The organism is Corynebacterium tuberculostearicum (genome assembly GCF_016894265.1).
Taxonomy (GTDB): Bacteria; Actinomycetota; Actinomycetes; order Mycobacteriales; family Mycobacteriaceae; genus Corynebacterium; species Corynebacterium tuberculostearicum_D.
The window spans coordinates 1344802-1369375 of sequence record NZ_CP069791.1; the positions used below are offsets into that span (position 1 = coordinate 1344802).

19 protein-coding genes are annotated in these 24574 nt (G+C 58.9%); 15 read left to right on the plus strand and 4 right to left on the minus strand.

Annotation, left to right across the window (positions count from 1 at the left end; genetic code table 11):
* Nucleotides 1-41 precede the first annotated feature (41 nt).
* Entirely contained in the window at nucleotides 42-2432 is a 2391-nt protein-coding gene (locus I6J28_RS06505) for a glycogen/starch/alpha-glucan phosphorylase (RefSeq protein WP_204608446.1), read from the minus strand.
* A gap of 100 nt (nucleotides 2433-2532) precedes the next feature.
* Entirely contained in the window at nucleotides 2533-3738 is a 1206-nt protein-coding gene (locus tag I6J28_RS06510; RefSeq protein ID WP_204608448.1) for an amidohydrolase, read from the minus strand.
* Between the two features lie 36 nt (nucleotides 3739-3774).
* On the opposite strand from I6J28_RS06510, the gene I6J28_RS06515 reads away from it, so the two are divergent.
* Nucleotides 3775-4173, plus strand: a complete 399-nt coding sequence (locus I6J28_RS06515) for a hypothetical protein (RefSeq protein WP_200435473.1) — start codon at nucleotides 3775-3777, stop codon at nucleotides 4171-4173.
* On the opposite strand, the gene I6J28_RS06520 is transcribed toward I6J28_RS06515, so the two are convergent.
* Nucleotides 4170-5252, minus strand: coding sequence for a glycerate kinase (locus I6J28_RS06520; protein WP_204608449.1), 1083 nt, complete (start codon nucleotides 5250-5252; stop codon nucleotides 4170-4172). The genes I6J28_RS06515 and I6J28_RS06520 overlap by 4 nt on opposite strands.
* A gap of 199 nt (nucleotides 5253-5451) precedes the next feature.
* Between I6J28_RS06520 and gdhA the strand changes: the two genes are divergently transcribed.
* Nucleotides 5452-6798: an NADP-specific glutamate dehydrogenase gene (gene gdhA / locus I6J28_RS06525; RefSeq protein ID WP_204608452.1), complete on the plus strand. Its 1347-nt coding sequence runs from the start codon at nucleotides 5452-5454 to the stop codon at nucleotides 6796-6798.
* Between the two features lie 201 nt (nucleotides 6799-6999).
* Nucleotides 7000-7758, plus strand: coding sequence for a DivIVA domain-containing protein (locus I6J28_RS06530; protein WP_200435476.1), 759 nt, complete (start codon nucleotides 7000-7002; stop codon nucleotides 7756-7758).
* Nucleotides 7759-7949: 191 nt separating this feature from the next.
* On the opposite strand, the gene I6J28_RS06535 is transcribed toward I6J28_RS06530, so the two are convergent.
* A complete protein-coding gene (locus I6J28_RS06535; protein ID WP_204608454.1) occupies nucleotides 7950-8597 on the minus strand; it encodes a hypothetical protein in 648 nt (215 codons plus the stop codon).
* A 150-nt stretch (nucleotides 8598-8747) separates the two neighbouring features.
* On the opposite strand from I6J28_RS06535, the gene I6J28_RS06540 reads away from it, so the two are divergent.
* The 12 genes from I6J28_RS06540 (at nucleotide 8748) to I6J28_RS06595 (ending at nucleotide 24574) form a co-directional block, all read left to right on the plus strand.
* Nucleotides 8748-9293 carry a YceD family protein gene (locus I6J28_RS06540; RefSeq protein WP_204608457.1) on the plus strand — a complete coding sequence of 182 codons (546 nt, stop codon included), beginning with the start codon at nucleotides 8748-8750 and terminating at the stop codon, nucleotides 9291-9293.
* Nucleotides 9290-10060 carry a ribonuclease III gene (gene rnc / locus I6J28_RS06545; RefSeq protein WP_204608460.1) on the plus strand — a complete coding sequence of 257 codons (771 nt, stop codon included), beginning with the start codon at nucleotides 9290-9292 and terminating at the stop codon, nucleotides 10058-10060. The genes I6J28_RS06540 and rnc overlap by 4 nt, the downstream gene beginning before the upstream one ends.
* 2 nt (nucleotides 10061-10062) lie before the next feature.
* Complete coding sequence (gene mutM, locus I6J28_RS06550) at nucleotides 10063-10878, plus strand: bifunctional DNA-formamidopyrimidine glycosylase/DNA-(apurinic or apyrimidinic site) lyase (protein ID WP_204608463.1); 816 nt, start codon at nucleotides 10063-10065, stop codon at nucleotides 10876-10878.
* Between the two features lie 53 nt (nucleotides 10879-10931).
* Entirely contained in the window at nucleotides 10932-12431 is a 1500-nt protein-coding gene (locus tag I6J28_RS06555; RefSeq protein WP_204608466.1) for an alanine/glycine:cation symporter family protein, read from the plus strand.
* Nucleotides 12432-12447: 16 nt separating this feature from the next.
* Nucleotides 12448-12732, plus strand: coding sequence for an acylphosphatase (locus I6J28_RS06560; RefSeq protein ID WP_204608469.1), 285 nt, complete (start codon nucleotides 12448-12450; stop codon nucleotides 12730-12732).
* Nucleotides 12733-12810: 78 nt separating this feature from the next.
* Nucleotides 12811-16332: a chromosome segregation protein SMC gene (gene smc / locus I6J28_RS06565; protein ID WP_204608472.1), complete on the plus strand. Its 3522-nt coding sequence runs from the start codon at nucleotides 12811-12813 to the stop codon at nucleotides 16330-16332.
* 89 nt (nucleotides 16333-16421) lie between these two features.
* The gene (ftsY, locus tag I6J28_RS06570) at nucleotides 16422-18386 is read left to right on the plus strand and encodes a signal recognition particle-docking protein FtsY (RefSeq protein WP_204608475.1); all 1965 of its coding nucleotides are present in this window, start codon (nucleotides 16422-16424) and stop codon (nucleotides 18384-18386) included.
* A 371-nt stretch (nucleotides 18387-18757) separates the two neighbouring features.
* The gene (locus I6J28_RS06575; protein WP_204608478.1) at nucleotides 18758-21736 is read left to right on the plus strand and encodes a DUF4040 family protein; all 2979 of its coding nucleotides are present in this window, start codon (nucleotides 18758-18760) and stop codon (nucleotides 21734-21736) included.
* Nucleotides 21736-22212 (plus strand): sodium:proton antiporter, encoded by a 477-nt coding sequence (locus I6J28_RS06580; protein WP_005325274.1) that lies wholly within the window; start codon nucleotides 21736-21738, stop codon nucleotides 22210-22212. Before I6J28_RS06575 ends, I6J28_RS06580 begins: the two co-directional genes overlap by 1 nt.
* Nucleotides 22212-23753 carry a monovalent cation/H+ antiporter subunit D family protein gene (locus I6J28_RS06585; RefSeq protein ID WP_204608481.1) on the plus strand — a complete coding sequence of 514 codons (1542 nt, stop codon included), beginning with the start codon at nucleotides 22212-22214 and terminating at the stop codon, nucleotides 23751-23753. Before I6J28_RS06580 ends, I6J28_RS06585 begins: the two co-directional genes overlap by 1 nt.
* Nucleotides 23754-24287, plus strand: a complete 534-nt coding sequence (locus I6J28_RS06590) for a monovalent cation/H+ antiporter subunit E (protein WP_005325271.1) — start codon at nucleotides 23754-23756, stop codon at nucleotides 24285-24287.
* Nucleotides 24284-24574 carry a cation:proton antiporter gene (locus I6J28_RS06595; RefSeq protein ID WP_005328765.1) on the plus strand — a complete coding sequence of 97 codons (291 nt, stop codon included), beginning with the start codon at nucleotides 24284-24286 and terminating at the stop codon, nucleotides 24572-24574. Before I6J28_RS06590 ends, I6J28_RS06595 begins: the two co-directional genes overlap by 4 nt.

Genomic DNA, 24574 nt, shown 5'->3' on the forward strand with positions numbered 1-24574 from the left:
GTCCTGCCCTCCGCCACGAAAGCGAAGGACAGGACCTTTTCTTAGCGTGAGGAAATCGGGGTGGGCTGGATCTTCCACACCTCGTTCGCGTAGTCCGCGATGGTCCGGTCAGAGGAGAAGCGGCCGGAATAGCAGATATTGAGCCACGCCTTCTTAGCCCAAGCAAGGTTGTCTTCCTCATAGTCCGCAGCCATGCGGTCTCGAGTAGCGCGGTAGTCGGCGAAGTCACCGAGGACGTAGTACTGGTCCTGGGCGTGCTCCCCGTAACCATCGAGAAGTGAGGAGCGCAGGTCGCCGAAGATGCCGGCATTTTCGGCGCCCAAGGTGCCGTCGACAAGCGCATCAAGCACGCGGGCTAAGCCTGGCACGCTCTGGTAAAGCTCGCCCGGGTTGTACTCGGCGCGCAACGTAGGAAGCTCCTCGTTGCGGGCGCCAAAGATATAGGCGTTGTCCTCACCGACTGCCTCTACGATTTCTACGTTGGCACCATCCATGGTCCCCAATGTCAGCGCGCCATTCATCATGAACTTCATATTGGACGTACCGGAGGCTTCTTTGCCGGCTACAGAGACCTGCTCTGAGATATCAGCGGCGGGGATGATGTGCTCGGCAGGGGAGACGTTGTAGTTCTCCACAAAAACGACGCGGATGATGTCCTTGGTATCTGGGTCGTTATTGACTAGCTCCGCGATGCTGTTGATGAGCTTAATAATCGCCTTGGCGCGCTCGTAGCCCGGTGCGGCCTTTGCGCCAAAGATGAAGGTGCGCTTCGGCACCGTCTCGCCCTGGTCTTTGATGCGGAAGTAGAGGTCGAGGACGTAGAGGGCGTTCATCAGCTGGCGCTTGTACTCGTGCAGGCGCTTAATCTGTACGTCAAAGATGGAAGCGGGATCAACGTCGGCGCCTTGGTGGTCTTTTACCCAGTTAGCAAAGTCGCGCTTGTTGGCCTGCTTGATGGCGATGAGCTCGCGCAGCAGAACTGTATCGTTTGCCTTCTCGGCGAGCTGGGCAAGCTGGGTGAGATCAGTAACCCACGCATCGGAACCTGCCTGCTGGGTAAGCAGTTCCGCCAAGCGGGGATTACACATCTTGAGCCAGCGGCGAGGGGTGACGCCATTGGTCTTGTTATTGAACTTCTCCGGCCAGAGTTCGTGCCATTCGGCCAACGTATCGGCCTTGATGATTTCCGTGTGCAGGGCGGCGACACCATTGATGGAGTAGGCGGCATAGCAGGCGATCCAGGCCATATGCACGTGGCCGTTGGATACCGGCGCCATGTAGTCGATGCGGCCCTGATCCAGACCGCGGTGGGCCATATCTTCGCGGAAGCGGCGGTCGATTTCCTCCACCAACTGCCAAATGCGCCAAAACAGCTTCTGGAAGATGGACACCTCCCAGCTCTCCAGCGCCTCCGCCAGCACGGTGTGGTTGGTATAGGCGAAGGTTTCGGTGACGATCTTCCAGGCTGCATCCCAGCTCAGACCGTGCTCATCGAGCAGGATGCGCAGCAGCTCCGGGATGGCAAGTACGGGGTGGGTGTCATTGAGCTGGATGGAGTTATACTTCGCAAACCCGGTGAGGTCTTCGCCGTGCTGGTCAATGTAGTTATCCACCATGGTCTGCAGGGAGGCAGAGACAAAGAAGTACTGCTGGCGCACGCGCAGTACCTTGCCCTCGTACGTGGTGTCATTGGGGTAGAGCACGCGGCAGATATCCATGACGCGCTCGCGATCGACAATGGCCTCCGTAAAACGCTGGGAGTTGAAGGCGTCGTAATCGAATTCATCGATGGGCTCGGATTTCCACAGGCGTAGCGTGCCTACGTTATCGGTTCCGTAGCCGGTGATAGGCATGTCATAGGGAATGGCGCGCACATCCATGTCATCGAAGTGGACGCGGCGTTGCTCGGAGGCGCGGCGGATGATGAAGTCATAGCCGTTTTCCATCCATGCATCAGGCTGTTCCTTCTGGAAGCCATTCTCAAAGGACTGGCGGAAAAGGCCGTAACGGTAGAGCAGGCCATAACCGGTGACGGGGTAGTCCTGGGTGACAGCGGAATCGAGGAAGCAGGCGGCAAGGCGTCCGAGGCCGCCGTTGCCGAGCGCGGCATCATGCTCGGTTTCGAGGACATCGCTCAGCTCGTGATCGGTTGCCTTGGCCGCAGCCTTGGCATCGTCAACAAGACCCAAGTTGGTGAGGTTATTGAGCAGCGCGCGTCCCTGCAGGAATTCCGCAGAGAAGTAGTGCTGTTGGCGCGTTTCCGCGTAGGCAGCACGGGTGCGCTCCCAATTATCGGCAATCTGCTCCATGACGGCACCGGAGAGGCCCGACCAGAACTTACGGTTGGAAGCGCTGTGCGGGCTCACGCCAGAGGCCGCGCGGACATGGGAGGGAACAGTGGATTCGAAAGCAGAATGCCGTGGCTGGCTCATTTTCAACCTTAAGTTTGTGGGGAGTCACGAAACGCCTGCCAGCTTAATAGCATTGGCCCTGCGCCGCAGGCGGGGGAATGAGAAGACGCGTCTCGGGCACCTAGGGCGTGGCCAAGTAGGTCAACGCCGCACCGTATGCTGCCCGGGTGGAGGCATAAACGGTGGGGGCATAGTCAGGCAAGAAGGTTGCTTGGTGGTTGACCGGAGGATCCTGCAACTCATTTTCCGGGGTGCAGCCGATGTGCCAAAAGACATAAGGCACCCCCCACGCCTGCGGCAGGTAGCAAAAGTCTTCGGAAGCGGTGGAGGGGGCCGCGATGACTGAATCGGAGCCAAAAGCGGCGTCGAAAACCTCGCCTATTGGGGCATGGGCAGCGGCGTCATTATCGGTGACCTCGCCGTGCGCGTAGTACTCAAAAGTAGGGTCCTGCTCGCTTCCAGAGGCGACACACTCGGCCTTAACCATGCGTTCGAGGGAGTGGTAGACCTTTTCTGCCAACGCGGGATCATAGTAGCGAGTATTGAGTACCAGCTCGGCGGAGTCGGGGATGATGTTGTTTTTATCGCCGGAGTGAAGCTCGCCTACGGAGATGACAAAGAACTCGTGCGGGGCGACCTCGCGGCCCACAATGGCTTGGAGGCGGGTGACGATCATGGCCGCGATATAGGTGGGGTCGATGGAGTTATGGGGCATGGAAGCGTGGGCCGATTTTCCAAAGACGCGGATGCGCAGGGAATCGCAGCCAGCCATGATGGGGCCTGCGGTGTGGCGCACCGTGCCGGCGCGGCCGGGCATGATGTGCTGGCCAAGGCAAATATCGGGACGCGGCACGCGCTCGATGAGGTTATCGGCCAACATGTCCTTAGCCCCCACGGAGGATTCTTCGGCCGGTTGGAAAAGGGCGAGGAAGGTGCCGGACCAGGAGCTTCGGGAGGCGTCGAGAAGCGCGCAGGCACCCAGCAGCGCCGTGGTGTGCATATCGTGCCCGCAGGCGTGCATCTTTCCATTAGTGGCGGAATAGGACACGCCGGTGGCCTCTTCCACGGGCAGGCCGTCAAAGTCCGCACGCAGCAAAGCAGTGGGGCCATCGCCGTTGCGGAAGATGGCGACCATGCCAAAGCCGCCGATGTTTTCTACTACCTCGCAGTCAAAATCGGCGAGCTTGGCGCGGATGCGACCGGCGGTGCGCTCCTCTTCATGCGAAAGCTCGGGGTGGCGGTGCAGGTCCTCATAAAAGTCCTGTTGCCACTCCAGATCGGCCTCCTGGGAATTGACGAGCTGGGCGATGCGGGCAGAATCAGACATGGTTTCACACCTTAGGGATTGGGTAGGGTTGGCGCTATGCCGGTTATTCAATTTGATGTTTTGGTTCCCAACGCGCAAGCAGAGCGCGTCGCGGAAATCTTTACCACCGCCACTGACAAGCTGGTGGAGAGCGGTTCGCTTTCCTCAGCTGACGTTACCCGCCCCAAGGCGCCGCAGTTTCCAGAGGGGTTGGAAGAGCAGCTGCGGCAAAATTATCGTGACGAGCATGAGGACCGTGACCTTGAGGACGCGAGCGTGCACCGCTATGACATTGCGGTGGCGGGCGTGAGTGGCTCGGTCAACCAGCTGGGCATGGTGCTCTCGCGCCTTCTAACCCCGCATGCAGTGCTGCCCAAGGACCACGTATTGCTAGAAGATGAGCTGGCGCATGAGCGGCCCGCCATCTTCCCGTGGTCGCTGTCCATTCGGCCTTAGAGCTGCTTGACGATGTCCCCGGCGGCCGCCGCTAGCTGCTGGGCCAACGAGCCTTCTTGGCTAAGGCGAGCGCAGTAGGCGTCGGTGTCATGCTCGAAGGAGCCGGCGATAATGCCCACGGGAGTTCCGGCTTGTCGGGCGAGATCCGTGATGGTTCCGACTGCCTTGCCGGTCAGAGACTGTTCATCAAAGCGGCCCTCGCCGGTAATGACGAGATCGGCCGAAGCGATCTTTTCTGGAAGGCCCAGCGCTGCGGCCACGTGCGTGCCGCCGGATAGGACGCGCACGTGTTCGTCTGAGTCCCAGAGGGTGCGCGAGAGCCAGGACAGGCCAATGGGAAGGCCACCCGCGGCGCCATAATATGCAGAATCTGCATCGGTGCCGGTAACCTCGCAGGCTTGGAGCATGGCGCCGGCCAGCAGCGCTACTTGTTCGCCTTGAGCTCCCTTTTGGGGGCCGTACATGGTTGCCGCCTGCACTGGGGTAGCGCGGGTATCTGCCAGCAGTGTGAAGTCGAGCATGCCCGCCTTGATATTGAGCTGCGCTGTATCGATGTGGTCGAGCTGAACGAGGGGAGCGCCGCCCTTGGGCAGGGCATAGCCGCGGGCATCGTGCGCGGCGGCGCCGAGTGCGGTGAGGATGCCCATCCCGGCGTCAATGCTGGCGGTGCCGCCCAATCCCAGCACGATCGAGGTAGCGCCACGTGTTTCTGCGTCCGCGATCAGCACGCCAGTGCCATAGGAATCGGCGTGGAGCGGATCAAGGCTGTCCTGCACGGCGGGCAGCCCGGTGGCAGCGGCGACGTCAATGAACGCAGTGGTTCCGGCGAGGGCATAGCTTGCCTGAGTCAATCGGCCAATGGCGTCGGTAGTGGGCAGGGTAATGGTCTCGGCGGATTGTCCACCGGCCGCTGCCGCCTGTGCGAGGACAGCGGCGGTGCCTTCGCCGCCATCGGCCATGGGCAGGGTGGTCACCGTGGCGTCGGGAAGCGCTTGGCGCACTCCCATAGCAATGCTGGATGCGGCCTCGGGCGCGGAGGCGGTGCCTTTAAACGAGTCTGGGGCGACGACAATATGCATGCCCGCAATTATAAAGCCCGTGTGCGATGGGGCACTGCGCGGCTTAAGATTCGAACGGACTACAGAAAATATCTATCTTTATTGTCGCTGGTAAAAGGGGTTACGTATCTACCTAGACCCTCGAACCTGCTTGCATTATCGGTAGTGTGATAGGAAACTGGTATCTGTTCTTACAAGTCCACAGAATGGAATGCACACCATGTCAGTAGATAGCCAAATCTCTGAGTACTACGACAAATTGCTCAAGCGCAATGCGGGAGAACCAGAATTCCACCAAGCGGTTTCTGAGGTCCTGGATTCGCTGAAAATTGTCCTGGAAAAGGATCCGCAGTACGCGGACTACGGCCTGGTGGAGCGCCTGTGCGAGCCTGAACGCCAGCTCATCTTCCGGGTGCCATGGATCGACGATAATGGCGACATCCAGGTCAACCGCGGCTTCCGCGTTCAGTTCAACTCCGCGCTCGGCCCCTACAAGGGTGGCCTGCGATTCCACCCCTCGGTCAACCTGGGCATCATCAAGTTCCTCGGCTTTGAGCAGATTTTCAAAAACTCCCTGACCGGCCTGCCCATTGGCGGCGGCAAGGGCGGTTCTGACTTTGATCCCAAGGGCAAGTCCGAGGTAGAGGTCATGCGCTTTTGCCAGTCCTTTATGACGGAGCTGCACCGCCATATTGGCGAATACCGCGACGTGCCGGCCGGTGACATCGGCGTCGGCGGCCGCGAGATCGGGTTCCTCTTTGGCCAGTACCGCCGCCTAACCACGCAGCACGAATCCGGCATCCTCACCGGCAAGGGGTTGACCTGGGGTGGCTCCCTGGTTCGTACTGAGGCCACGGGCTTTGGCACGGTCTACCTCACCAATGAGATGATGAAGACGCACGGCGAGTCTTTCGACGGCGCCAAGGTTATCGTCTCCGGTTCTGGCAATGTGGCCATCTACGCCGCAGCCAAGGCCCAAGAACTTGGCGCCACCGTGGTGGCTATGTCTGATTCCTCCGGCTACATCACCACCCCGAATGGCTTGGACATTGAACTGCTCAAGGACGTGAAGGAAAACCGCCGTGAACGTATTTCCACCTACGCCGAAGAGGCTGGAAACGGAGTGGAATTCCACAAAGGCGGAAATATCTGGGAAGTAAAGGCAGAAGTAGCTCTACCATGTGCCACCCAAAATGAGCTCGATGGAGAATCCGCAAAAAAGCTCGTTGACGGCGGCGTGCGCTACGTAGCCGAAGGCGCTAATATGCCGTCTACCCCAGAGGCGGTCCACATCTTCCAAGAATCCAAGATCAACTTCGCGCCGGGCAAGGCCGCCAACGCTGGTGGTGTTGCTACCTCCGCGCTAGAAATGCAGCAAAACGCATCCCGCGACTCCTGGTCCTTTGAGTACACCGATGATCGCCTCCATGCGATCATGTCCAATATCTTTAAAAACATCGATAGCACAGCTAAGGAATATGACCGTGAAGGCGACTACGTTGCCGGCGCGAATATCGCTGGCTTCAAGAAGGTAGCGGACGCCATGCTGGCACAGGGCGTGATTTAGTAGCTCGCTTTTTCCTTTTTAGCTCCGCTTCTGCGCTGCCTTTGTGTAGTGGAGAAGGGGAGCTTGTGCTGTAAATACGCGCCATAGATTGTGTGAGTGGGCGGGTGGAAGGCGATTGTCGGCACTGGAGGGTAAATCCTCAGTACACACTCGGTGCGTGGCCTCCACGTCTGGCACGTGAGGGCATGTAAAATTCGCAGCATGTACCGTGTCTTTGAGTCCCTAGATGAACTAGTCCAGCACTTGGAAGAGGCCCATAGCCTCCCCATGACCTCTAATTGCATGGTTCCGCGCCATGAAATGCTCGCGCTTCTCGACGACCTCCGTAACGCCCTGCCCGTTGAGATTGATGACGCGCAGGATGTCTTGGATAAGCAGGATGAAATCCTGCACGGCGCCGAAGAGCGCGCGGATCAGACGATCAACGACGCTAATGCGCAGGCCGATGACATCGTGGGCCATGCTCGCGAGGAGGCGGATGCTACGGTGTCCCACGCAGAACAGCATGCCGCCAAGCTAGTGGCTGATGCTGAAGCTCGCGCTCAGTCCATGGTGGAGCAGGCCCGCGCGGAAGCAGACCGCACCATCGCTCAGGCCAATGATGAATATGAGCGTTCCGTGGCAGAAGGCCGTGCCGAGCAAGAGCGTATGGTTTCGGAATCGGAAGTTGTGCGCCGCGCTGATGAGGAAGCACACCGCATCGTGGAGTCCGCCCACACTGAGTCCAACCGTCTGCGCAGTGAATGCGATGAGTTTGTAGACGGCAAGCTAAGCGAATTTGAAACCACCCTCAATGGGCTGCTGCGCACCGTAAGCTCCGACCGCTCTGCACTGCGCGGCGGTGCCGGGGTCCGTTCCCGCGGCGGCGACTACCAGCCCTCGAGTCGTGCCGGCGGTGTTGCGGGCGGCTCCCGCTACGCAGAAGGCGAGAACTACGAGCGTCGCTATAACGAGCGCTAAACCTTTAAATTCTTTCTGCCCTTAAGCTTCATTTCCCGGAGGTACCCGGGCTAGGGAGCTTGAGGGGTGAGGGATGGTTTAGTCCCTTATATCAGGCACGGCCAAAGGCTCTGGTGGGTGGACAGACGGTTTGTCGTACACCGTCTGTCCACCCACCAGGGCCTTTTTGTTTTCCTACCAGCTCGGGCAGTTCAGGAGGTTGCGCGGGAGCGAGGCTGTGTGGTGGGCACTGCCACATTCGGTGCATGGGGAGCAGCTGTTGACGGCGTGTGTGTGGACGTGGCACTGCTTTCCTTCCCTGATGTGAGACGCGCAGGTGCGGCGGATTGGACGGCCATACATGCTGCAATGATTGTGGTTACTAATCCAGGGAAAAGGAATGCAACGAGTGCGGTAAAGAAATAGGAAGATAATGACGTCAGTGCATTATCGCTGAAATTCTGCGGAAAGCACACGGCGCACACGCTTACGAGAGCACCTGTGGCAACTAGCATGGTGCCTACAGAAATAAGCGCCGTGGGAATGGTCTCCCGAGAGAACCAGGTAATGGCGCCTGCGCTTAGGGAAAAGATGAGTGCGCCGGTAAGCACCGAAAGGTCTATGCCAGTGGGCAATACCAGGATGGTGCCAGCTATCAAACCAGCAATGATGCTGCAGATGAGTGCAGTAAAGAGGCGAATCCCACTAGCACCATAGATTCCTGAACGGTCCGGCCGTGGAGTCGCGTGCACGAGCGTGCCGGCAATGGTTAATACCGCGGCAGGAAGGCAGCTAAACACGGCGAATCCGAGTGCTATGCTGCGGGGATCCGTGGAGGCTAGCGCCAAGTGGTAAGTCATGCCTCCACACTAAAGACGGCTTTGGCTTGGGAAAAGGCTAATCCGGAAAGGCATAGGCCCTTTTACTTTAAACGACAGACTCTTGACAGAAAGTTTGCCTGTGCTGGCCGCTAGGCGGAGTTTGCGGGGCAAGGTAGACTACCTAGTGTTATGACATCACCATTGAAGTTCGATGTGGGCGAATTGTTGAACGCCCAAGGCGCTGACGCACTGCCGGAGCAACGCACCCAGACCGGCCCCGCACCTGAGAGGATCGGCGTCGAGATGATCGCCATTCCGAAGGGCGAGGAGCTCACCGTAGACGCCACCTTAACCCCTCTAGGTGCAGGTGTCTTGGTGGACGCCAACGTATCCGGACGGCTAACCGGGGAATGTTCCCGCTGCTTGAAGGAACTGCACCCGCAGCTGGATCTCCACGTCACGCAGGTCTTTGCCGCCGATGACTCCTTTGTCTCTGGCGATGATCCTGCAGCCGATGATGAAGGTTCCGGAGATGAGATTCCGGAGATCGAGGATGATGAGCTGGACCTTTTGCAGGCCGTGATCGATGAGGCAGGCCTCAACCTTCCCTTCGCGCCGGTGTGTGAGGACGGCTGTGAGATTGACACGCCTGAAGGGGTGACCACCGGTATCTCTGGCGAAGAAGAGGAAGACAAGGTCGATCCCCGCTGGGCTGGTTTGGAGAAGTTCCTATGAGCCGCAAAAAGAAGCTAACCGGGGAAGAGGCACTGGCAGCCGAATTTGCTGCAGTAGACCACAGCCCACTGTTGGAATCGCTCGGCGTGGACTTGCAGCCAGAACACCTGCGTTTGGCGCTTACTCACCGCTCGTTTGCCAATGAGAATGGGCATTTGCCTAATAACGAGCGCTTGGAGTTTCTGGGCGATGCGGTGCTGGGCCTGTCGGTGGCCTCCCAGCTCTACATCACTTATCCTTCTCGTCCGGAATCGGATATTTCCAAGATGCGTGCCTCGATCGTCTCGCGCTATGGCCTATCGGATATCGCTCGTGAGATAAACCTCGGCCCGCACATTTTGCTGGGCAAGGGCGAGCAGTCCACTGGTGGACGCGATAAGGATTCCATCCTTGCCGATACCACCGAGGCAATCTTTGGCGCCATCTACCGCGAGCATGGATTCGAAACCGCGCGAGAAGTCATCCTGCGCCTATTTGCAGAAAAGATCGACAATGCGACCGTGAGTGGTCGCCACCTGGATTGGAAGACCACCTTGCAGGAGCTGTGCGCCGAGCTTAAGGCACCGATGCCGGTCTATTCGGCTACCTCCACTGGCCCAGAACATGATCAGACCTTTAACGCGGTAGCTACCGTCGCTGGTCTGACCGTGGGCAATGGAGTGGGCCACAATAAAAAGCTGGCCGAGCAGCAAGCAGCTCAGGAGGCCTGCCAGACTTTGCGCGAGACTCCTCTCTTGGTGCAGGGCACTGCGCATAAAGAAGGCTAAGCATGCCGGAACTGCCGGAAGTCGAGTCCGTCCGCCGGGGTCTGGAGCCCCACGTGGTGGGGCGGACTTTTGAGTCTGTGCGCGTCCTGCACCCGCGTGCCAACCGTGGCCAAGATGCGCCACTTCCCGGTCTCCTAAAAGGCAAAGAGATCGCCGCTGTGGCTCGGCGGGGAAAGTTCATGTGGCTGGAATTTGTGGGCGAAGATTCCATGGATCCCCACCGCGACGTGCTCTTCATACACTTAGGCATGTCGGGCCAGGTTCGAATCGGCACGACCGATTCGCCGCATTTGCGCATTAGCGCTCAGCTAAGCGGTGGGGTAGAGCTTAGCTTTGTAGACCAGCGCACCTTTGGCTATTGGCTCTATGCACCGTGGGCGAAGATCTCGCACATTGGCATTGACCCGTTGGAACCAGATTTCGACATTGTGGCAACCGCCCGGCGCCTGCGGGCAAAGAAGACTGCAGTAAAGACTGCACTGTTGGATCAAACCTTGGCTTCTGGAATCGGCAATATCTATGCCGATGAATCCCTGTGGGCGGCACAGATTCCGCCCCGCAAAAGGGCATCGACGTTGCGCCAAATGGATGCCGTAGCCCTGCTCGAAGCGGCTCAAGAGGTCATGACCGCCGCCCTAAAAGTGGGTGGCACGAGCTTCGATTCCTTGTACGTCAACGTGAATGGTGAATCGGGATACTTCTCGCGGTCCCTGGCCGCGTATGGGCGGGCTGGCCAGCCCTGTCGGCGGTGTGGAACGCCCTTGGAGCGCTGCGTAATTTCAGGACGATCCACCCATTTCTGCCCCCATTGTCAATAAGTTATGGCGCATGGGGTTCACGTTGTGAACCTCAAGGCAGTAAATTATTCTGCATGGATTTTCTTGAAAATGTCGTAACGACATTTAATGACGGCGTCTGGTCGTGGATTCTGCCCTGGCTGCTCATCGCGGCGGGCCTATTCTTCGGCATCCGTACCGCTTTGGTGCAGGTGCGCATGGTGCCGGATATGTTCCGCGCCGTCGTCGAGCGACCCAAGGGGGAGGGCCGCGATGAGGACGAGGACTATGGCGGCATCTCTGCTTTCAAGGCCTTTACCATCTCGGCCGCCTCCCGCGTTGGCACCGGCAATGTGGCCGGCGTGGCCGTGGCTATTTCCGTGGGCGGCCCAGGTGCTGTCTTTTGGATGTGGCTCATCGCCATCCTTGGTGGTGCAACTGCATTTATCGAGTCCACCCTGGCGCAGCTGTGGAAGGTGCGCGATGGTGATGGATACCGCGGCGGCCCGGCGTACTACATGAAACGCGGCTTGGGCTGGGGCCCGCTTGGCGCGCTTTTCTCCATCGCTATCGCCTTTACCTTTGGTTTGGTCTACAACGCCTTTCAGACCAACGCCATTGCGGATGCGGTGTCTTTCTCCTTTGACCGCGATGACACCATGTTCCGCTCCATCATCGGTGTTGTTATTGCCGTGGTTGCGGGCCTCATCATCTTTGGCGGCGTGAACCGCATTGCCAATATCACCCAGATCATCGTGCCTTTTATGGCGGTGGCCTACCTGCTTATCGGCGGCTTTGTAGTCATCACCAACTTTGACAAGGTGCCGGGAATGATTGGCGATATTGTCGGCCACGCTCTGGGTATTAAGGAAATCGCTGGCGCCGGTCTCGGCGCGGCCATGATGAAGGGCATTCAGCGCGGACTGTTCTCCAACGAAGCTGGTGAGGGCTCTGCTCCGAACGCAGCGGCTACCGCGGCAGTCTCCCACCCGGTCAAGCAGGGCCTGGTACAAACCCTTGGCGTGTACTTCGACACCTTGGTGGTGTGTACCATCACCGCCTTTATCATCTTGCTGGGGCCGGAGATTGCCTACGGCGCTGAAGCAGAAGGCGTCTCCTTGACCCAGGCGGCTTTGTCTTCTGAGGTGGGCGAGTGGGGAATCCACTTCGTCAGCTTCATCCTCTTTTTCCTGGCTTTCTCCTCCATCCTGGGCAATTATTACTTGGCGGAATCCAACCTGGAGTACCTCACCCAAAGCAAGCTTGCGCTGATAATTTTCCGCCTTGTCGTGCTCTTCTTCGTCTGGTTCGGCGCAGTGGGCTCTCTGCCGCTGGTCTTTGCCTTGGCCGATACCGGTGCGGCAACCATGGTGATCCTCAATATCATCGCCATCGTGCCACTATCCGGTGTGGCGATTAAGCTGCTCAAGAATTACAACGAGCAGCGCAGCCACGGCATTGACCCGGTATTCCACCGCGATATGATGCCGGAGCTGAAGGGCGTAGAGTGCTGGGACGGATCGGATCCTGTCACTCGCCGCAGCGAGGAGGATCGCCGCGTGTTGCGCGATAAGGGACACCACGACCGCTATTAGAAATCAGGGAGGCCGCATGGCACAGGAAAGAATGACCGCTTTTGTCCATGGGCACGTCCAAGGCGTGGGCTTTCGCTGGTGGACGCGCTCCCGTGCCCTTGAGCTCGGCTTGCGTGGGCATGCCACCAATCTGAGAGATGGCCGGGTGCAGGTGGTAGCAGAAGGTCCGCGGGAGAAATGCGAGGAACTGCTGGGACTCCTCAATGAGCAGCCGAGTACCACCCGCCGTCCGGGAACGGTGGATCTGGTTGTCGAACAATGGGCTGCCCCTAAGGGCGAATCTGGCTTCATTGAACGCTAACTCGCAGCACAAGCCCGCCGAATCTAGCCTCCAGGCTCGGCTGGGCAGCTGCGTTCAAGACTTGCTAAACTTACCCAAATGCACCTGAAATCGCTGACGCTGAAAGGCTTCAAATCATTCGCGTCGGCGACGTCTCTGAAATTCGAGCCCGGAATTTGCGCCGTCGTCGGACCGAATGGCTCCGGCAAGTCCAATGTGGTGGACGCCCTGGCCTGGGTTATGGGTGAGGGAAGCGCCAAGACGCTGCGCGGCGGAAAGATGCAGGACGTCATCTTTGCCGGCGCCGGTGATCGCAAAGCGCTGGGGCGCGCCGAGGTCACCCTCACCATCGATAATGCGGACGGTGCGCTGCCAATCGAATACTCGGAAGTGTCGGTCACCCGCCGCATGTTCCGCGATGGCGCCAGCGAATACGAAATCAATGGCTCCAAAGCGCGCCTGATGGATATTCAGGAGCTGCTATCTGATTCCGGTATTGGCCGCGAGATGCACATTATCGTCGGCCAGGGCAAGCTTTCTGAGATCCTGGAATCGCGGCCCGAGGATCGGCGCTCGTATATCGAAGAGGCCGCGGGTGTGCTTAAGCACCGCCGCCGCAAGGAAAAAGCGCAGCGCAAGCTTACCGGCATGCAGGCCAATTTGGATCGCCTGCAGGACCTTACTGATGAGTTGGGCAAGCAGCTCAAGCCTTTGGCCCGCCAGGCTGAGGCCGCGCAGCGCGCCGCCACTGTGCAGGCTGATCTGCGCGACGCCCGCCTGCACTTGGCAGGCGATAGGGTGGTGCGCCTGCGCAGCAAGTTTCAGGAGGCCGAGCGCGCGGCCGAGGTTTTGGCCGAGCAAGTAGAAGAAGTTACCGCGCAGCTGGAAGAAGCAACGGGTTCTCAGTTAGAAGTGGAAGCCCAACTGGAAGAGGTAAACCCCAAGGCGGAGGCGGCTCAAAAGCTGTGGTTCGACCTGTCCACGCTGTCCGAGCGCATTTCCGCCACCCAGCGCATCGCGGAGGAACGAGCGTCCAATGCCGGCGCACAGGTGGCCTATTCTGGCCAGGACCCGGATGACCTAGAGGCACGGGCTGCCCGCGCGGACGAAGAACATGCAGAGCTTCTCGCCGCGGCGGAGGAAGCTGCGGAACGCTTGGAGGCTATCCGCGAAGAGGTAGCAGAGCGCCGTGAAGCATTCGAGGCCGCTGAGCGCGAGCACATGGCGCAGCTGCGTGCCATTGCGGATAGGCGCGAGGGCGTCGTTCGCCTCATCGCCGCAGAGGAAAAGGCGGCAGGCCAGGTTACTTCGGCAGAAGAGGAGCTGGCGCGGCAAGAGGAGACCCTGACTTCTACCAAGCAGCGCACCCAAGCTGCCCAGGCGGAGGCCGATGAGGTAGCGGATAAGCTGCAGTCTTTGGCCGGCGAGCGTGAGCCGCTCGAGGAAGCCCATGTGCGGGCGGCCAGTGAATCGGGCGCGGCCGATAAGCGTTTGGAGCAGCTTCGCGATGAGCAGCGCGAGCGTGAGCGCGCTGTCTATACCTTGCGTTCCCGCATCGATACCTTGGTCCAGACCGCACCGGAAAAGATTGAGGTAGGCGAGCATTTCCAACCGTTGGCCGAGTTCATTACCACCAAGTACGAGACCGCGGTAGCTGCCGCGTTGGGTGCTTTTGCAGAGGCCCAGGCCGGCGAGATTTCTGCCCAGCTAATTGCAGATTTAGAAAAGGGCACGCGCTCCGCGCTTATCGACGTCTCCGTGGCCGCCCCCGCCACCTCTTGGCGCGTGGATGCGACTTTGCCCGCAGGCACCTCGTGGCTGCTCGACCACATTGCAGTGGTTCCAGAGGTATCTGCCGCGCTGCACCGCCTCCTTGCGGATGTCGTGCTCGTCTCCGATGTCGCGGAGGCGAAAAAGCTGGTGGCAGAGGACCCCCGCCTGCGTGCCGTCACCGAATCCGGCGTGGTGCTGGGTGAAGGTTGGGTAGAAGTAGGCACCGGTGCCTCATCCACCGTCGAGGTTTCCGCCCGCATCGCGGAGGCAGAGGAGCAGCTGGAATCCGCCACGCAGGAGCTGGAAGAACTATCCGGCACGCTCGAGGGCGCGAAGATCGCGGCGGAGGATGCCCGCGTGACTGCAGCCTCGGCGAAGGCTGCCTTGCGCGAGCATGATACTGAAGTCGATGCGTGGAAGCGCGATCATCAGCGCCTGCTCAAGCAGTACGAGGCCAATAAGAACGAGCACGAGAAGGCCGCAGCGCGGGCGACCGAGATCGAGGTAAAGCTCACTGAGGCCCGCACGCAGCTTGCCGACGCCCGCGATAGGCTCGCCCGCGTCGATGCGGACGAGCAGCCCGACGAGCCCTCTTCGGTGGAGCGCGACGAGGCCTCCGCAGCATTAGAGCAGGTCAAGTCCATGGAAATGGAGGCGCAGGTGGCAGCCCGCTCGGCCCAAGACCACGTGGGTCAGGTAGCAGGGAAGGGTGAGGCGTTGCGTCGTCAAGCGCAGCATGAACGCCAAGCCAAGGCCCGCCATGAGCAGGCCATGGCGCGGCGCAAGGCCCAGGGAGAATTGGCCGGTGCGGTAGCCAAGCATTCACGCGATCTGGCCGCGCGCGCTACGCAGCTGCTTGAGCGCGCTACCTCTGAGCGCGATGACTACTTTGCGCAGCGCACCTCCTTAAACTCGCAGCTGCAGCAGGTCAAGCAACACGTCTCGGCCGCGCGGCAGCAGCTGGACCGGCTGACCAACCGCGCCCATGACTCGGAAATTGCTCGCTCCCAGGCGCAGGTGCGTGTGGACGAAGCAGAAGCCAAGATCGTGGAACAGCTGGGCATTGCGATTTCGGATCTCCTGCAGGACTACACTCCAGGCGAAGATTTCGACCGCGGAGCGGAAAACGCGCGCTTGAAGCAAGCAGAAAAGGACCTCAATTCACTAGGCAAGGTCAATCCGCTCGCGCTGGAAGAATACAAGGCTTTGGAGGAGCGCTATTCCTTCCTTTCCACTCAGTTAGAGGATGTCATCCAAGCCCGCAAAGATCTGGCGGGCGTTATCGAGGATGTAGACGCGCAGATCTTGCAACTGTTTACAGATGCATGGCACGACGTCGAAGCAGAATTTCCAAAGGTTTTCCAGACCCTTTTCCCCGGTGGCGAGGGGCGCCTTATCCTCACAGAGCCAGAGGACATGCTCACCACCGGCATCGAGGTGGAAGCGCGCCCACCGGGCAAGAAAGTCAAGCGACTGTCCTTGCTATCTGGTGGCGAGAAATCGCTTACTGCGCTTGCCATGCTGGTAGCTATCTTCCGCGCCCGCCCCAGCCCGTTCTATGTCATGGACGAGGTCGAGGCAGCGCTTGATGACGTCAACCTGCGCCGCCTCATTGCCCTCTTTGAGGAGCTGCGTAAAGACTCGCAGCTCATCGTCATTACGCACCAAAAACCGACGATGGATGTCGCCAACGTCCTTTATGGCGTAACCATGCGCGGCGATGGTGTTACTCGCGTGATTTCGCAGCGCATGAATCCCGCAGGCAGCGCTCCTGGAACGGAGCAAGCCAGCGAGGATGCCACTCGCTTGGGCGTAGATGCTCCTCGTGGTGACGAGGCGGGGAAGTAGCCTGGGTTTTCCGACTTCCCGCAGGCCCCCTTCCGCTATAGGAGGGGGTTTGACGTGCCGCGAGCTGAGAAGACTGGCACTATAGAGGCATGAATTCTTTATGGTTATGGATCGGCATTGCGATCGTCGTGATCGTGCTGATTATTCTTTTCGTGGTAATCGGCAAAAAGCGCGGCGACGCCAAGAAGGTGTCCTTTGATAAGCCTGCTGAGGAAGAACCGAAGCAGCTGACCCAGGAGCAAAAGTCCGGCAACTATCAAGCCAAGTCCGGCTTTAACTTCGCTCCTGCTGGCGGCGCTAAGGAAGCGCAGAAAGCCCCGGTTCAGGCGGACAAGCCGGCTCAAGCACAGCAGGCAGCTAAGGCAGAGCCGAACGCTGCAGAACCGAATGCTACTGACATCGCCAATGAGCAGCTCAGCGGCAAGACCTCGCAGCCGAAGGAAAAGCCGCAGGCACAGGCTAAGCCGCAGGCTGATAAGCCACAGTCTGCTCAGCCCACGGCCGATGCCGCGGCAAACAAGCCCGTGGCCGACAAGCCTGTGGCCGAAAAGCCCGTGGCAGAGGAACCAGAAACCAAACCGGCACAACAGCAGCGGAAGCCGGCGAAGACCGACAAGCCGGCAGAGCCTACTAAGCAGGCCCAGGCCCAAGCGCCAGCGGAGGAGAAGAAGCAAGCGGCAGAATCTTCCGCTGATAAGGCAGATAAACCACAGTCCAAGGGAACTGGCGCTGCGGCCGCGGCTGCTGCTGGCGCGGCAGGCGTAGCGGGTGCGGCAGCTGGGGCGTCGGAAAGCGAAGAATCGCACGCGGACCGTGCCCCAGAAAAAGCTGAGCAGCCAGAAGCTGCACCCAAGGCAGAAGAGCCGGCAGCTGCCGAAAAGGCAGAAGATCCAGAAGACGTTGTCTCCGTGGAAAATGCCGAGGTAGAAGAGGAGTCCCCAGTCTTCGACGAGGTTGTTGAAGACAATGATGCCGAAGACATCGAAGAGCGAGTGGACGACCGCGAGGAAGCCGAAGAGGCCGCAGCTGCTGCCGAGGCACAAACCGGTGCAGCAGAAGCCGCCAAGGAACAGACCGAAGTTCCAACGGGTGAGCCTGCCCCAGCACCAGCTCCGCAGGATGATATCGCACCCGCCGGTGGACGTCTTGGCCGCTTGCGTGGCCGCCTTTCGCGCTCGCAAAATGCCATCGGCCAGGGGCTTATGGGAATTTTGTCCGCAGGCGATCTGGATGAAGATGCCTGGGAGGAAGTTGAAGATACGCTCATCATGGCGGATTTGGGTACCAAGTCCACGATGAAGGTGACTGATTCCCTGCGCGAGAAGATTGCAGAGCGCGGCGTTTCCAGCGAGGATGAAGCCCGTGCTATGCTGCGCGAATGCCTGATTGAAGCAGGCCACCCAGAGATGGATCGTTCCATTAAGGCTATGCCGAATGAGGGCAAGCCAGCCATCGTCATGGTCGTCGGCGTGAACGGCACCGGCAAAACCACAACCACCGGCAAGCTTGCTCGCGTGCTGGTATCCATGGGCCACAAGGTCCTTTTGGGTGCTGCCGATACTTTCCGTGCTGCGGCCGCTGATCAGCTTGAGACGTGGGGCCGCCGCGTTGGCGCCGATACCGTGCGCGGCAAGGAAGGTGCCGACCCAGCATCTGTAGCCTTCGATGCGGTAGCAACCGGCGTGGAACAGCAAGTAGATGTGGTCTTGGTCGACACCGCAGGCCGCCTTCACACCTCCACGGACTTGATGGACCAGCTGGGCAAGGTCAAGCGCGTGGTGGAGAAGAAGACCGATGTGGACGAGGTCCTGCTGGTATTGGATGCCACGGTGGGGCAAAATGGCCTTACGCAGGCACGAATCTTCCGCGAGGTAGTAGATATCACCGGTGTGGTTCTTACCAAGCTGGATGGTACTGCCAAGGGCGGAATCGTCTTCCAGGTACAAGAAGAATTGGGCGTACCAGTCAAGCTTGTGGGCTTGGGCGAAGGCGCCGATGATCTCGCGCCATTCGAGGTTGAAGGCTTCGTCGACGCCCTGTTGGGTGAGAAGTAGTAGCTAAGCTTGTAGCTCCCCCTGCATATCGGGTGCCACGTACGTGCGCCACGGTGTGCTGGGGGAGTCCTTCGTTTTCATGGGCGAGTTATAGCGTGCAGTAATCTCGCGAATTCTTTTCGCTCTCATCTCGCTGTCGGTTCGCAGACTATGCAAATAGGCCTATGCAATAGGCGCGGGAATAAGTCCTGCTGAGCGCCTGTGAATTCTCTGCCTGCGAGCGTAATTGTGGCGGTTGTACTCGCCTTTTATGAAACGTAGAGGAATGCTGCAATGTGGTTTGACCTTGGCGGGAATGGTAGCCTGAAAGGGCTGTATTTAATGCGAAATCCGCATTAAACCTAGACCAAGGTTCGTGAGGCAAGTATTTCGTGACGCTACTTTATGCAGTCCTCCTCGCGGCGCTGGCAGTGATCTTGGCACCGGTAACCGTAAAGGTTATTGACCGAAAGGCAGGCTATCCACTAGCTGGCCTTTTTCTTATTGCAGCGGTCCTCATCGCCAAGGAATTTCCTGCCATTGCAGCCGGGGAGGAATTAAGTTTCCACGCCACTTGGGTGCGTGATTTCATCGCACCAGGCGTCGACGTAAGTTTTGCTCTCCGCGGGGACGCGTTGAGCATCTTCTTCGCTATGTTGGCACTGGTCATTGGCGCCGTCGTTTTCACTTATTCGGCGGCCTATCTGCCCAAGAATGAGGGCAACACCAGCTTTTATACCTTGATGACAGCGTTCACGCTGTCCATCTTGTTGCTGGTTCTGGCCAACGACGTGGTGGTTTTGTTCCTTGCCTGGGAGCTAGTCTCCTTGGCTTCGTTTATGTTGATCGCTCGCTCCGGTTCCGGCGGCGAGGCTGGTTCGCAGCGCACCTTAATCCTGACCTTTATTGGCGGATTGACCCTGCTGACTGGCTTGGGTATTGCCGCGACGGTGACCGGATCGACTACCGTATCTGCCATCTTGGCGTCCCCTGTATGGACGGAACGCCCAGGGGTAACGGCAGCCGTAGCCGTGTTGATTGCGGCGTCCGCCTTTACCAAGGCGGCGCAGTTCCCATTCCATTTCTGGTTGCCAGAGGCTATGGCCGCCGCCACGCCGGTATCGGCTTTCCTTCACGCGGCAGCGGTGGTCAAGGCCGGTGTGTACCTGCTTATTCGCTTTTCCACCATCTTCCACGATGTGGCGGTGTGGAATTGGTTGCTCATCGTCGTAGGCATGGGCACCGCGGTCATGTCCGCGGTATTTGCAGTGCAGAAGACGGATCTGAAAAAGCTTACGGCCTATTCCACCGTCTCCCATCTGGGCTGGATCGTTGCCACCATCGGTGTGGGCACCCCGTTCGCTATCGCCGCAGCGCTGGTCCACACTCTGGCGCACGCGCTGTTTAAGTCCTCGCTGTTTATGCTCATTGGCGTCATCGACCACGAGGCTGGGTCGCGCGATATTCGCCGCCTTGGACCGCTGTGGAATAAGATGCCGTGGACCTTCGGTTCCGTAGTAATCGGTGCAGCCTCGATGGCTGCGGTGCCACCGCTTTTGGGCTTTGTGTCCAAGGAAGGAATGCTTACCGCGTTTGAAGACGCCCCGATTGGCGGCGCGGGCCAGGTAATCCTTCTCATCGTTGCCGGTATCGGTGCTTTCTTTACCTTTACTTACTCCGCAAAGATTGTCTTCGGCGCCTTCTTTGACGGACCTCGCGACATGGGAGATGTCCATGAAGCACCAGTGTCGCTGTGGCTACCTGCAGCTTTGCCGGGCTTTATGTCTCTGCCGCTGGTATTTGTGCTCGGGCTCTTTGATGCCCCGATCGATGATGCAGTGGCTGCCGTGGGATTGGAGCATCATTCGCACCTTGCCCTCTGGCACGGGCTCAACGTTCCTTTCCTTATCTCGCTAGTGGTCCTCATCCTCGGTATTGCCGGTATCTTTGCCCGCAAGAAGATGTGGGCAAGCTTTGAAGCCCACGAGTTCATGCCGCGTAGCGGCAATGATTTGCTGTACTCCTTGATGAAGGGCTGCTCCCAGTTGGGGCGCGTCTTGGGCAAGATGTCCGACTCGCATAATCCATCCCGCCACATGCTGCCGATTGTCATTTTGATCATCGTGCTGGTTGCCACCACCCTCATCCGCGATGGCGTCGACGGGGTAGCACTGCAGCCACGGGTGGATGGTTTGGATAACCCATGGGACCTGCTGCCACTGGGCATCATCGCCCTAGCGATGTTTGGACTAGTGCGCACCCAGAACCGCTTGACGGGTGCCATCATGATTGGCATTGCCGGCTCGGGCGTGACCCTGCAGATGTTCCTGCTGGGCGCACCTGACGTGGCGCTGACCCAGTTTATGGTGGAGGCCCTGTCCGTCATCGTCATGATGATGGTGCTGCGCTACCTGCCAGAAACCTTCCATCCGGTGAAGAACAAATCCCGCAAGACCGGCTCCATCGTCATTGCGGTCTTGGCCGGTGTGGCTGCGTTCCTGGGCGTGTGGGGACTCATGGGCCGCCACGAGCGCTCCGATTTGGCCATGTGGTACCTGGACAATGCTCCGGATATCACCGGCGGCGACAATGTTGTCGCTACTATCATCGTGGAATTCCGTGCACTCGATACCTTGGGCGAGCTTTCCGTTCTGGGTATGGCTGCGGTGGTTATTGCAGCCATCACTACGACGTTGCCGCGATTCCCGTTCAAGTCGGGTACACGCCCAGCACCGTTTGGCCAGTCCCAGCTGAACTCCGTGCCATTGCGCAAGGGCGTGCACGTTGTCATCCCGCTGTTGGTCATTATGTCCGTCATCGTTTTCTTCCGCGGGCACAATGCCTCCGGTGGTGGCTTCCCCGCAGCGCTGATCATGGGCGCGGCAATCGGGCTTATCTATCTGTCCCGTGGCTCCGATGAGATTGTTTTCGGCCGCATGACTCCGATTCACCTGACCGGTATTGGCATCATAACCGCCTTGATCGCCGGCTTTGTGGGTTACTTGCACCACGGCTTTGGCAATGGTGGCTTCTTGGCTGCAATTCATGCCGAGGCCTTTGGCCAACACTGGACCACCTCGCTCATCTTCGACTTGGGCATCTACCTAGCAGTGCTGGGTATGTTGACCATGGCGATTAACGCATTGGGTGGCTACCTGCGCCCAGGCACGGAGCGTGACTTCTTGCCATGGGTTCATGATGATGATTCCGCGCTGCCGACGACTCCACGCATTTCGCTCGAGGATGTCGACGATCCGTACCCAGACCCGATCAACCCTTCGACCGATCCGTTGGCCTTGCTGACGCCTTCGGAAGCAAAGACGAAGAGGAAGAATAAGCGCTCCGTGGCTAACCGGGGAGGGGAGAAGTAATGATCCTTGCACTGACTATTGCTTTACTCATCGGCAGTGCTGTCTATCTCATCCAGCAGCGCGGCCTGGTACGCATCGTGTTGGGCATGATGGCCTTTGGCCACGGTGCCAACCTGATGCTGCTGGCTACGGGCGTGTATTCCTACCGCGGAGAGTCCTTCCCATCCCAGGTTCCGCACGATCAGATGGCCGACCCGCTGCCGCAGGCCTTTGTGCTGACCGCCGTCGTTATTTCCATGGCAACCTCGACCATCTTGTTGACGATGGCGGCCATGGGCAAGAACGACGACACCGACGTGGTGGAGCCGGTTGATGACAACACCATCGACCATGCCTTTTCGACCTTGGGTCGAGACGCCCAAAATCGCCAAATTTTGGAAGAGTCCACCAATCAGCTGGACCGAATCGGTCAGGTGGACCACAACACTCCCGTTGCAGAACGCGGGGCAACTCAACAGAAGGAGGATGACAAATAATGGCTGATGCTGTAGCTCAACTCCTTCCGCTATTTCCAGCGGTCCCGCTGATTGCAGCGGCCTTCGCGCTGCTAGCACCGTGGCGTGCGGTGCGCGATTCCATCATGCTTATCATCCCGGGCGTTGGAATTTTCGCCGGCTTGGGCCTGCTCATCTACACCATGAACAATGGGGTAGTAGCCCATACCGTTGGCCTCTACCAAGGCAATGTGGGTATCCCGTTTGCGGCCGATGCCTTCTCCGCGTTGATGATCATTACTACGATGATCGTCGCGTTTGGTGCCAACTGGTTTGCCATTGTGGGCGGAGAGACTAAGTCTCGCTACTATCCTTCGCTCACCCTGATCTTGATCACTGGTGTGTGCGGCGCATTGCTCACCGCCGACCTCTTTAACTTCTTCGTCTTTATTGAGGTCATGCTTTTGCCGTCCTATGGCCTTATCACCATGTCTGGTACGTGGTCGCGCTTGGCAGCCGGCCGTGCCTTCGTCTTGGTTAACCTTTTCGCCTCCACCTTGTTGGTTGTTGGCGTGGGTTATATGTATTCGGTTACCGGTGCGGTTAACCTGGGCGCGCTGAAGGGCGCAGCGGCAGGCAATGGGCCGGTGACCGTGGCAGCAGGCTTGATCCTCATTGCGATTACCGCCAAGGCCGGCGTGTTCCCCGTGCAGTCGTGGCTGCCACGCACCTACCCAGGGACCTCGGCCGCGGTGATGGGCCTGTTTTCCGGCCTGCACACCAAAGTGGCCGTCTACATGCTCTACCGCCTCTACGTGCAGCTATTCGATCTGGAACAGCGCTGGAATGTGATGATCATTGTCATCATGATTATTTCCATGATGATCGGTGCCTTCGGCGGCCTAGCGGAAAATTCCATTCGCCGCGTCCTCGGCTACCAGATGCTCAACGGCATGCCTTTCATTTTGGTCATGCTTGCGTTCACCTCTGATGACCCACGTCGTGCACTGGCAGCTGGCATCATGTACACGATTCACCACATGCTGACCGTTGGTTCGCTGATTTTGGCTTCTGGTGCCATTGAGGAAACCTACGGCACAGGCTTGCTCAGCAAGCTTTCCGGCCTTGCTCGCCGCGACCCCATCATCGCCTGGATCTTCGCTGCCGGTGCATTCTCCGTCGTGGGCTTCCCACCGTTCTCGGGAATGTGGGGCAAGCTGATGATTGTCTTCGAGATTGCCCGCGTGGGCGGTGCTTGGGCCTGGATTGCTATCGCGGCCATCATCATCGCTTCCTTCGCTGCCTTCTTGGCCATGCTGCGCGTGTGGCGCAAGGTCTTTTGGGGCAAGGGCCTGCCGGAGGACAAGGTCCCAGATGAATTGGTCATCCGCAAAAAGCTCATGGCCCCATCCGCGGCTCTCATCCTTGGTTCGCTGTGCATGTTCATCTTCTCCGGCATCGTCCTCGATGTCGTGGATTCTGCAGCGGAGCAGCTGCTGGATACTAACGCATATACTGAAACCGTCTTGGGAGATGAGCCGATTGCCGTTCCCAATATCGATGAAATCCAGGAGGGCCGTTAAATGAACGCAATTGTGTATGCATTGTGGCTCATCAAGGAGATTTTCGTCGCCGGCATTAGCTTGGCACTGGCGGCCTTCAAACCGGATAACGAATATAACCCGGTTATCATTCGTTACCCACTGCGCGTGACTAGCGCCTGGGAGATCTTCTGGTTTACGTCCTCCATTACCGCAACCCCGGGCACGCTCTCGCTCGGTTTGCGTGAACCGCCCCGCAAAGGTCTGCCCCGCATCGTGCTGGTACAGGCCGTCCAAGGATCCGACCCAGCGGGAATCGTCGCTGATCTTGCTGATATGGAACAGCGCCTCGCCCCGCGGGTTAAGGACATCGATTACGGCGTCCCGGGGCAAGGGGAGACTACAGAATTGGATGAGGCTTTCTACGAGTATCCGCTCGAGTCCGTCGGTCGTTATATGCGCTCGCCAGACTTGGCTCGGGCGGAGGACACTCCGCTTTCAGAAAGCGAAGCGGACGTCGAAAAGCCAAAGCGCCGCGCCCGCAACGTACAACGCAGAAAGGAGACCGAGCGATGATTGACTTTGCCACATTGTCCCCGTTCGGCTGGGTCGTATTTGTATGCGTATTCATCATGGGCATCGCCACGTGGTGCGGCGTGCTGCTGGCGCTTCGCACGCGCGATGAGCTCACCCGCGCCATTACCTCGGATATCGTTTTCTACGGCATGATCTGCATGTATTTAGCGTGGTCGATGACGAATAATGCCCCGATGGCGTATTACATTGCACTCCTCGGAGCCATTGCCGCCGGTGTGCTACCGACGCTATCGATGGCCCGCATTATTTCGAAGGGTAGGCGATAA

Coding starts and splice junctions, on each gene's coding strand:
- I6J28_RS06585 (WP_204608481.1), top strand. CDS start 22,212: ATGGCTGATGCTGTAGCTCAACTCCTTCCGCTATTTCCAGCGGTCCCG.
- I6J28_RS06590 (WP_005325271.1), top strand. CDS start 23,754: ATGAACGCAATTGTGTATGCATTGTGGCTCATCAAGGAGATTTTCGTC.
- I6J28_RS06560 (WP_204608469.1), top strand. CDS start 12,448: ATGGCACAGGAAAGAATGACCGCTTTTGTCCATGGGCACGTCCAAGGC.
- I6J28_RS06515 (WP_200435473.1), top strand. CDS start 3,775: ATGCCGGTTATTCAATTTGATGTTTTGGTTCCCAACGCGCAAGCAGAG.
- I6J28_RS06595 (WP_005328765.1), top strand. CDS start 24,284: ATGATTGACTTTGCCACATTGTCCCCGTTCGGCTGGGTCGTATTTGTA.
- smc (WP_204608472.1), top strand. CDS start 12,811: ATGCACCTGAAATCGCTGACGCTGAAAGGCTTCAAATCATTCGCGTCG.
- I6J28_RS06510 (WP_204608448.1), bottom strand. CDS start 3,738: ATGTCTGATTCTGCCCGCATCGCCCAGCTCGTCAATTCCCAGGAGGCC.
- I6J28_RS06535 (WP_204608454.1), bottom strand. CDS start 8,597: ATGACTTACCACTTGGCGCTAGCCTCCACGGATCCCCGCAGCATAGCA.
- I6J28_RS06555 (WP_204608466.1), top strand. CDS start 10,932: ATGGATTTTCTTGAAAATGTCGTAACGACATTTAATGACGGCGTCTGG.
- I6J28_RS06520 (WP_204608449.1), bottom strand. CDS start 5,252: ATGCATATTGTCGTCGCCCCAGACTCGTTTAAAGGCACCGCCTCCGCG.
- rnc (WP_204608460.1), top strand. CDS start 9,290: ATGAGCCGCAAAAAGAAGCTAACCGGGGAAGAGGCACTGGCAGCCGAA.
- I6J28_RS06540 (WP_204608457.1), top strand. CDS start 8,748: ATGACATCACCATTGAAGTTCGATGTGGGCGAATTGTTGAACGCCCAA.
- ftsY (WP_204608475.1), top strand. CDS start 16,422: ATGAATTCTTTATGGTTATGGATCGGCATTGCGATCGTCGTGATCGTG.
- I6J28_RS06580 (WP_005325274.1), top strand. CDS start 21,736: ATGATCCTTGCACTGACTATTGCTTTACTCATCGGCAGTGCTGTCTAT.
- gdhA (WP_204608452.1), top strand. CDS start 5,452: ATGTCAGTAGATAGCCAAATCTCTGAGTACTACGACAAATTGCTCAAG.
- mutM (WP_204608463.1), top strand. CDS start 10,063: ATGCCGGAACTGCCGGAAGTCGAGTCCGTCCGCCGGGGTCTGGAGCCC.
- I6J28_RS06505 (WP_204608446.1), bottom strand. CDS start 2,432: ATGAGCCAGCCACGGCATTCTGCTTTCGAATCCACTGTTCCCTCCCAT.
- I6J28_RS06530 (WP_200435476.1), top strand. CDS start 7,000: ATGTACCGTGTCTTTGAGTCCCTAGATGAACTAGTCCAGCACTTGGAA.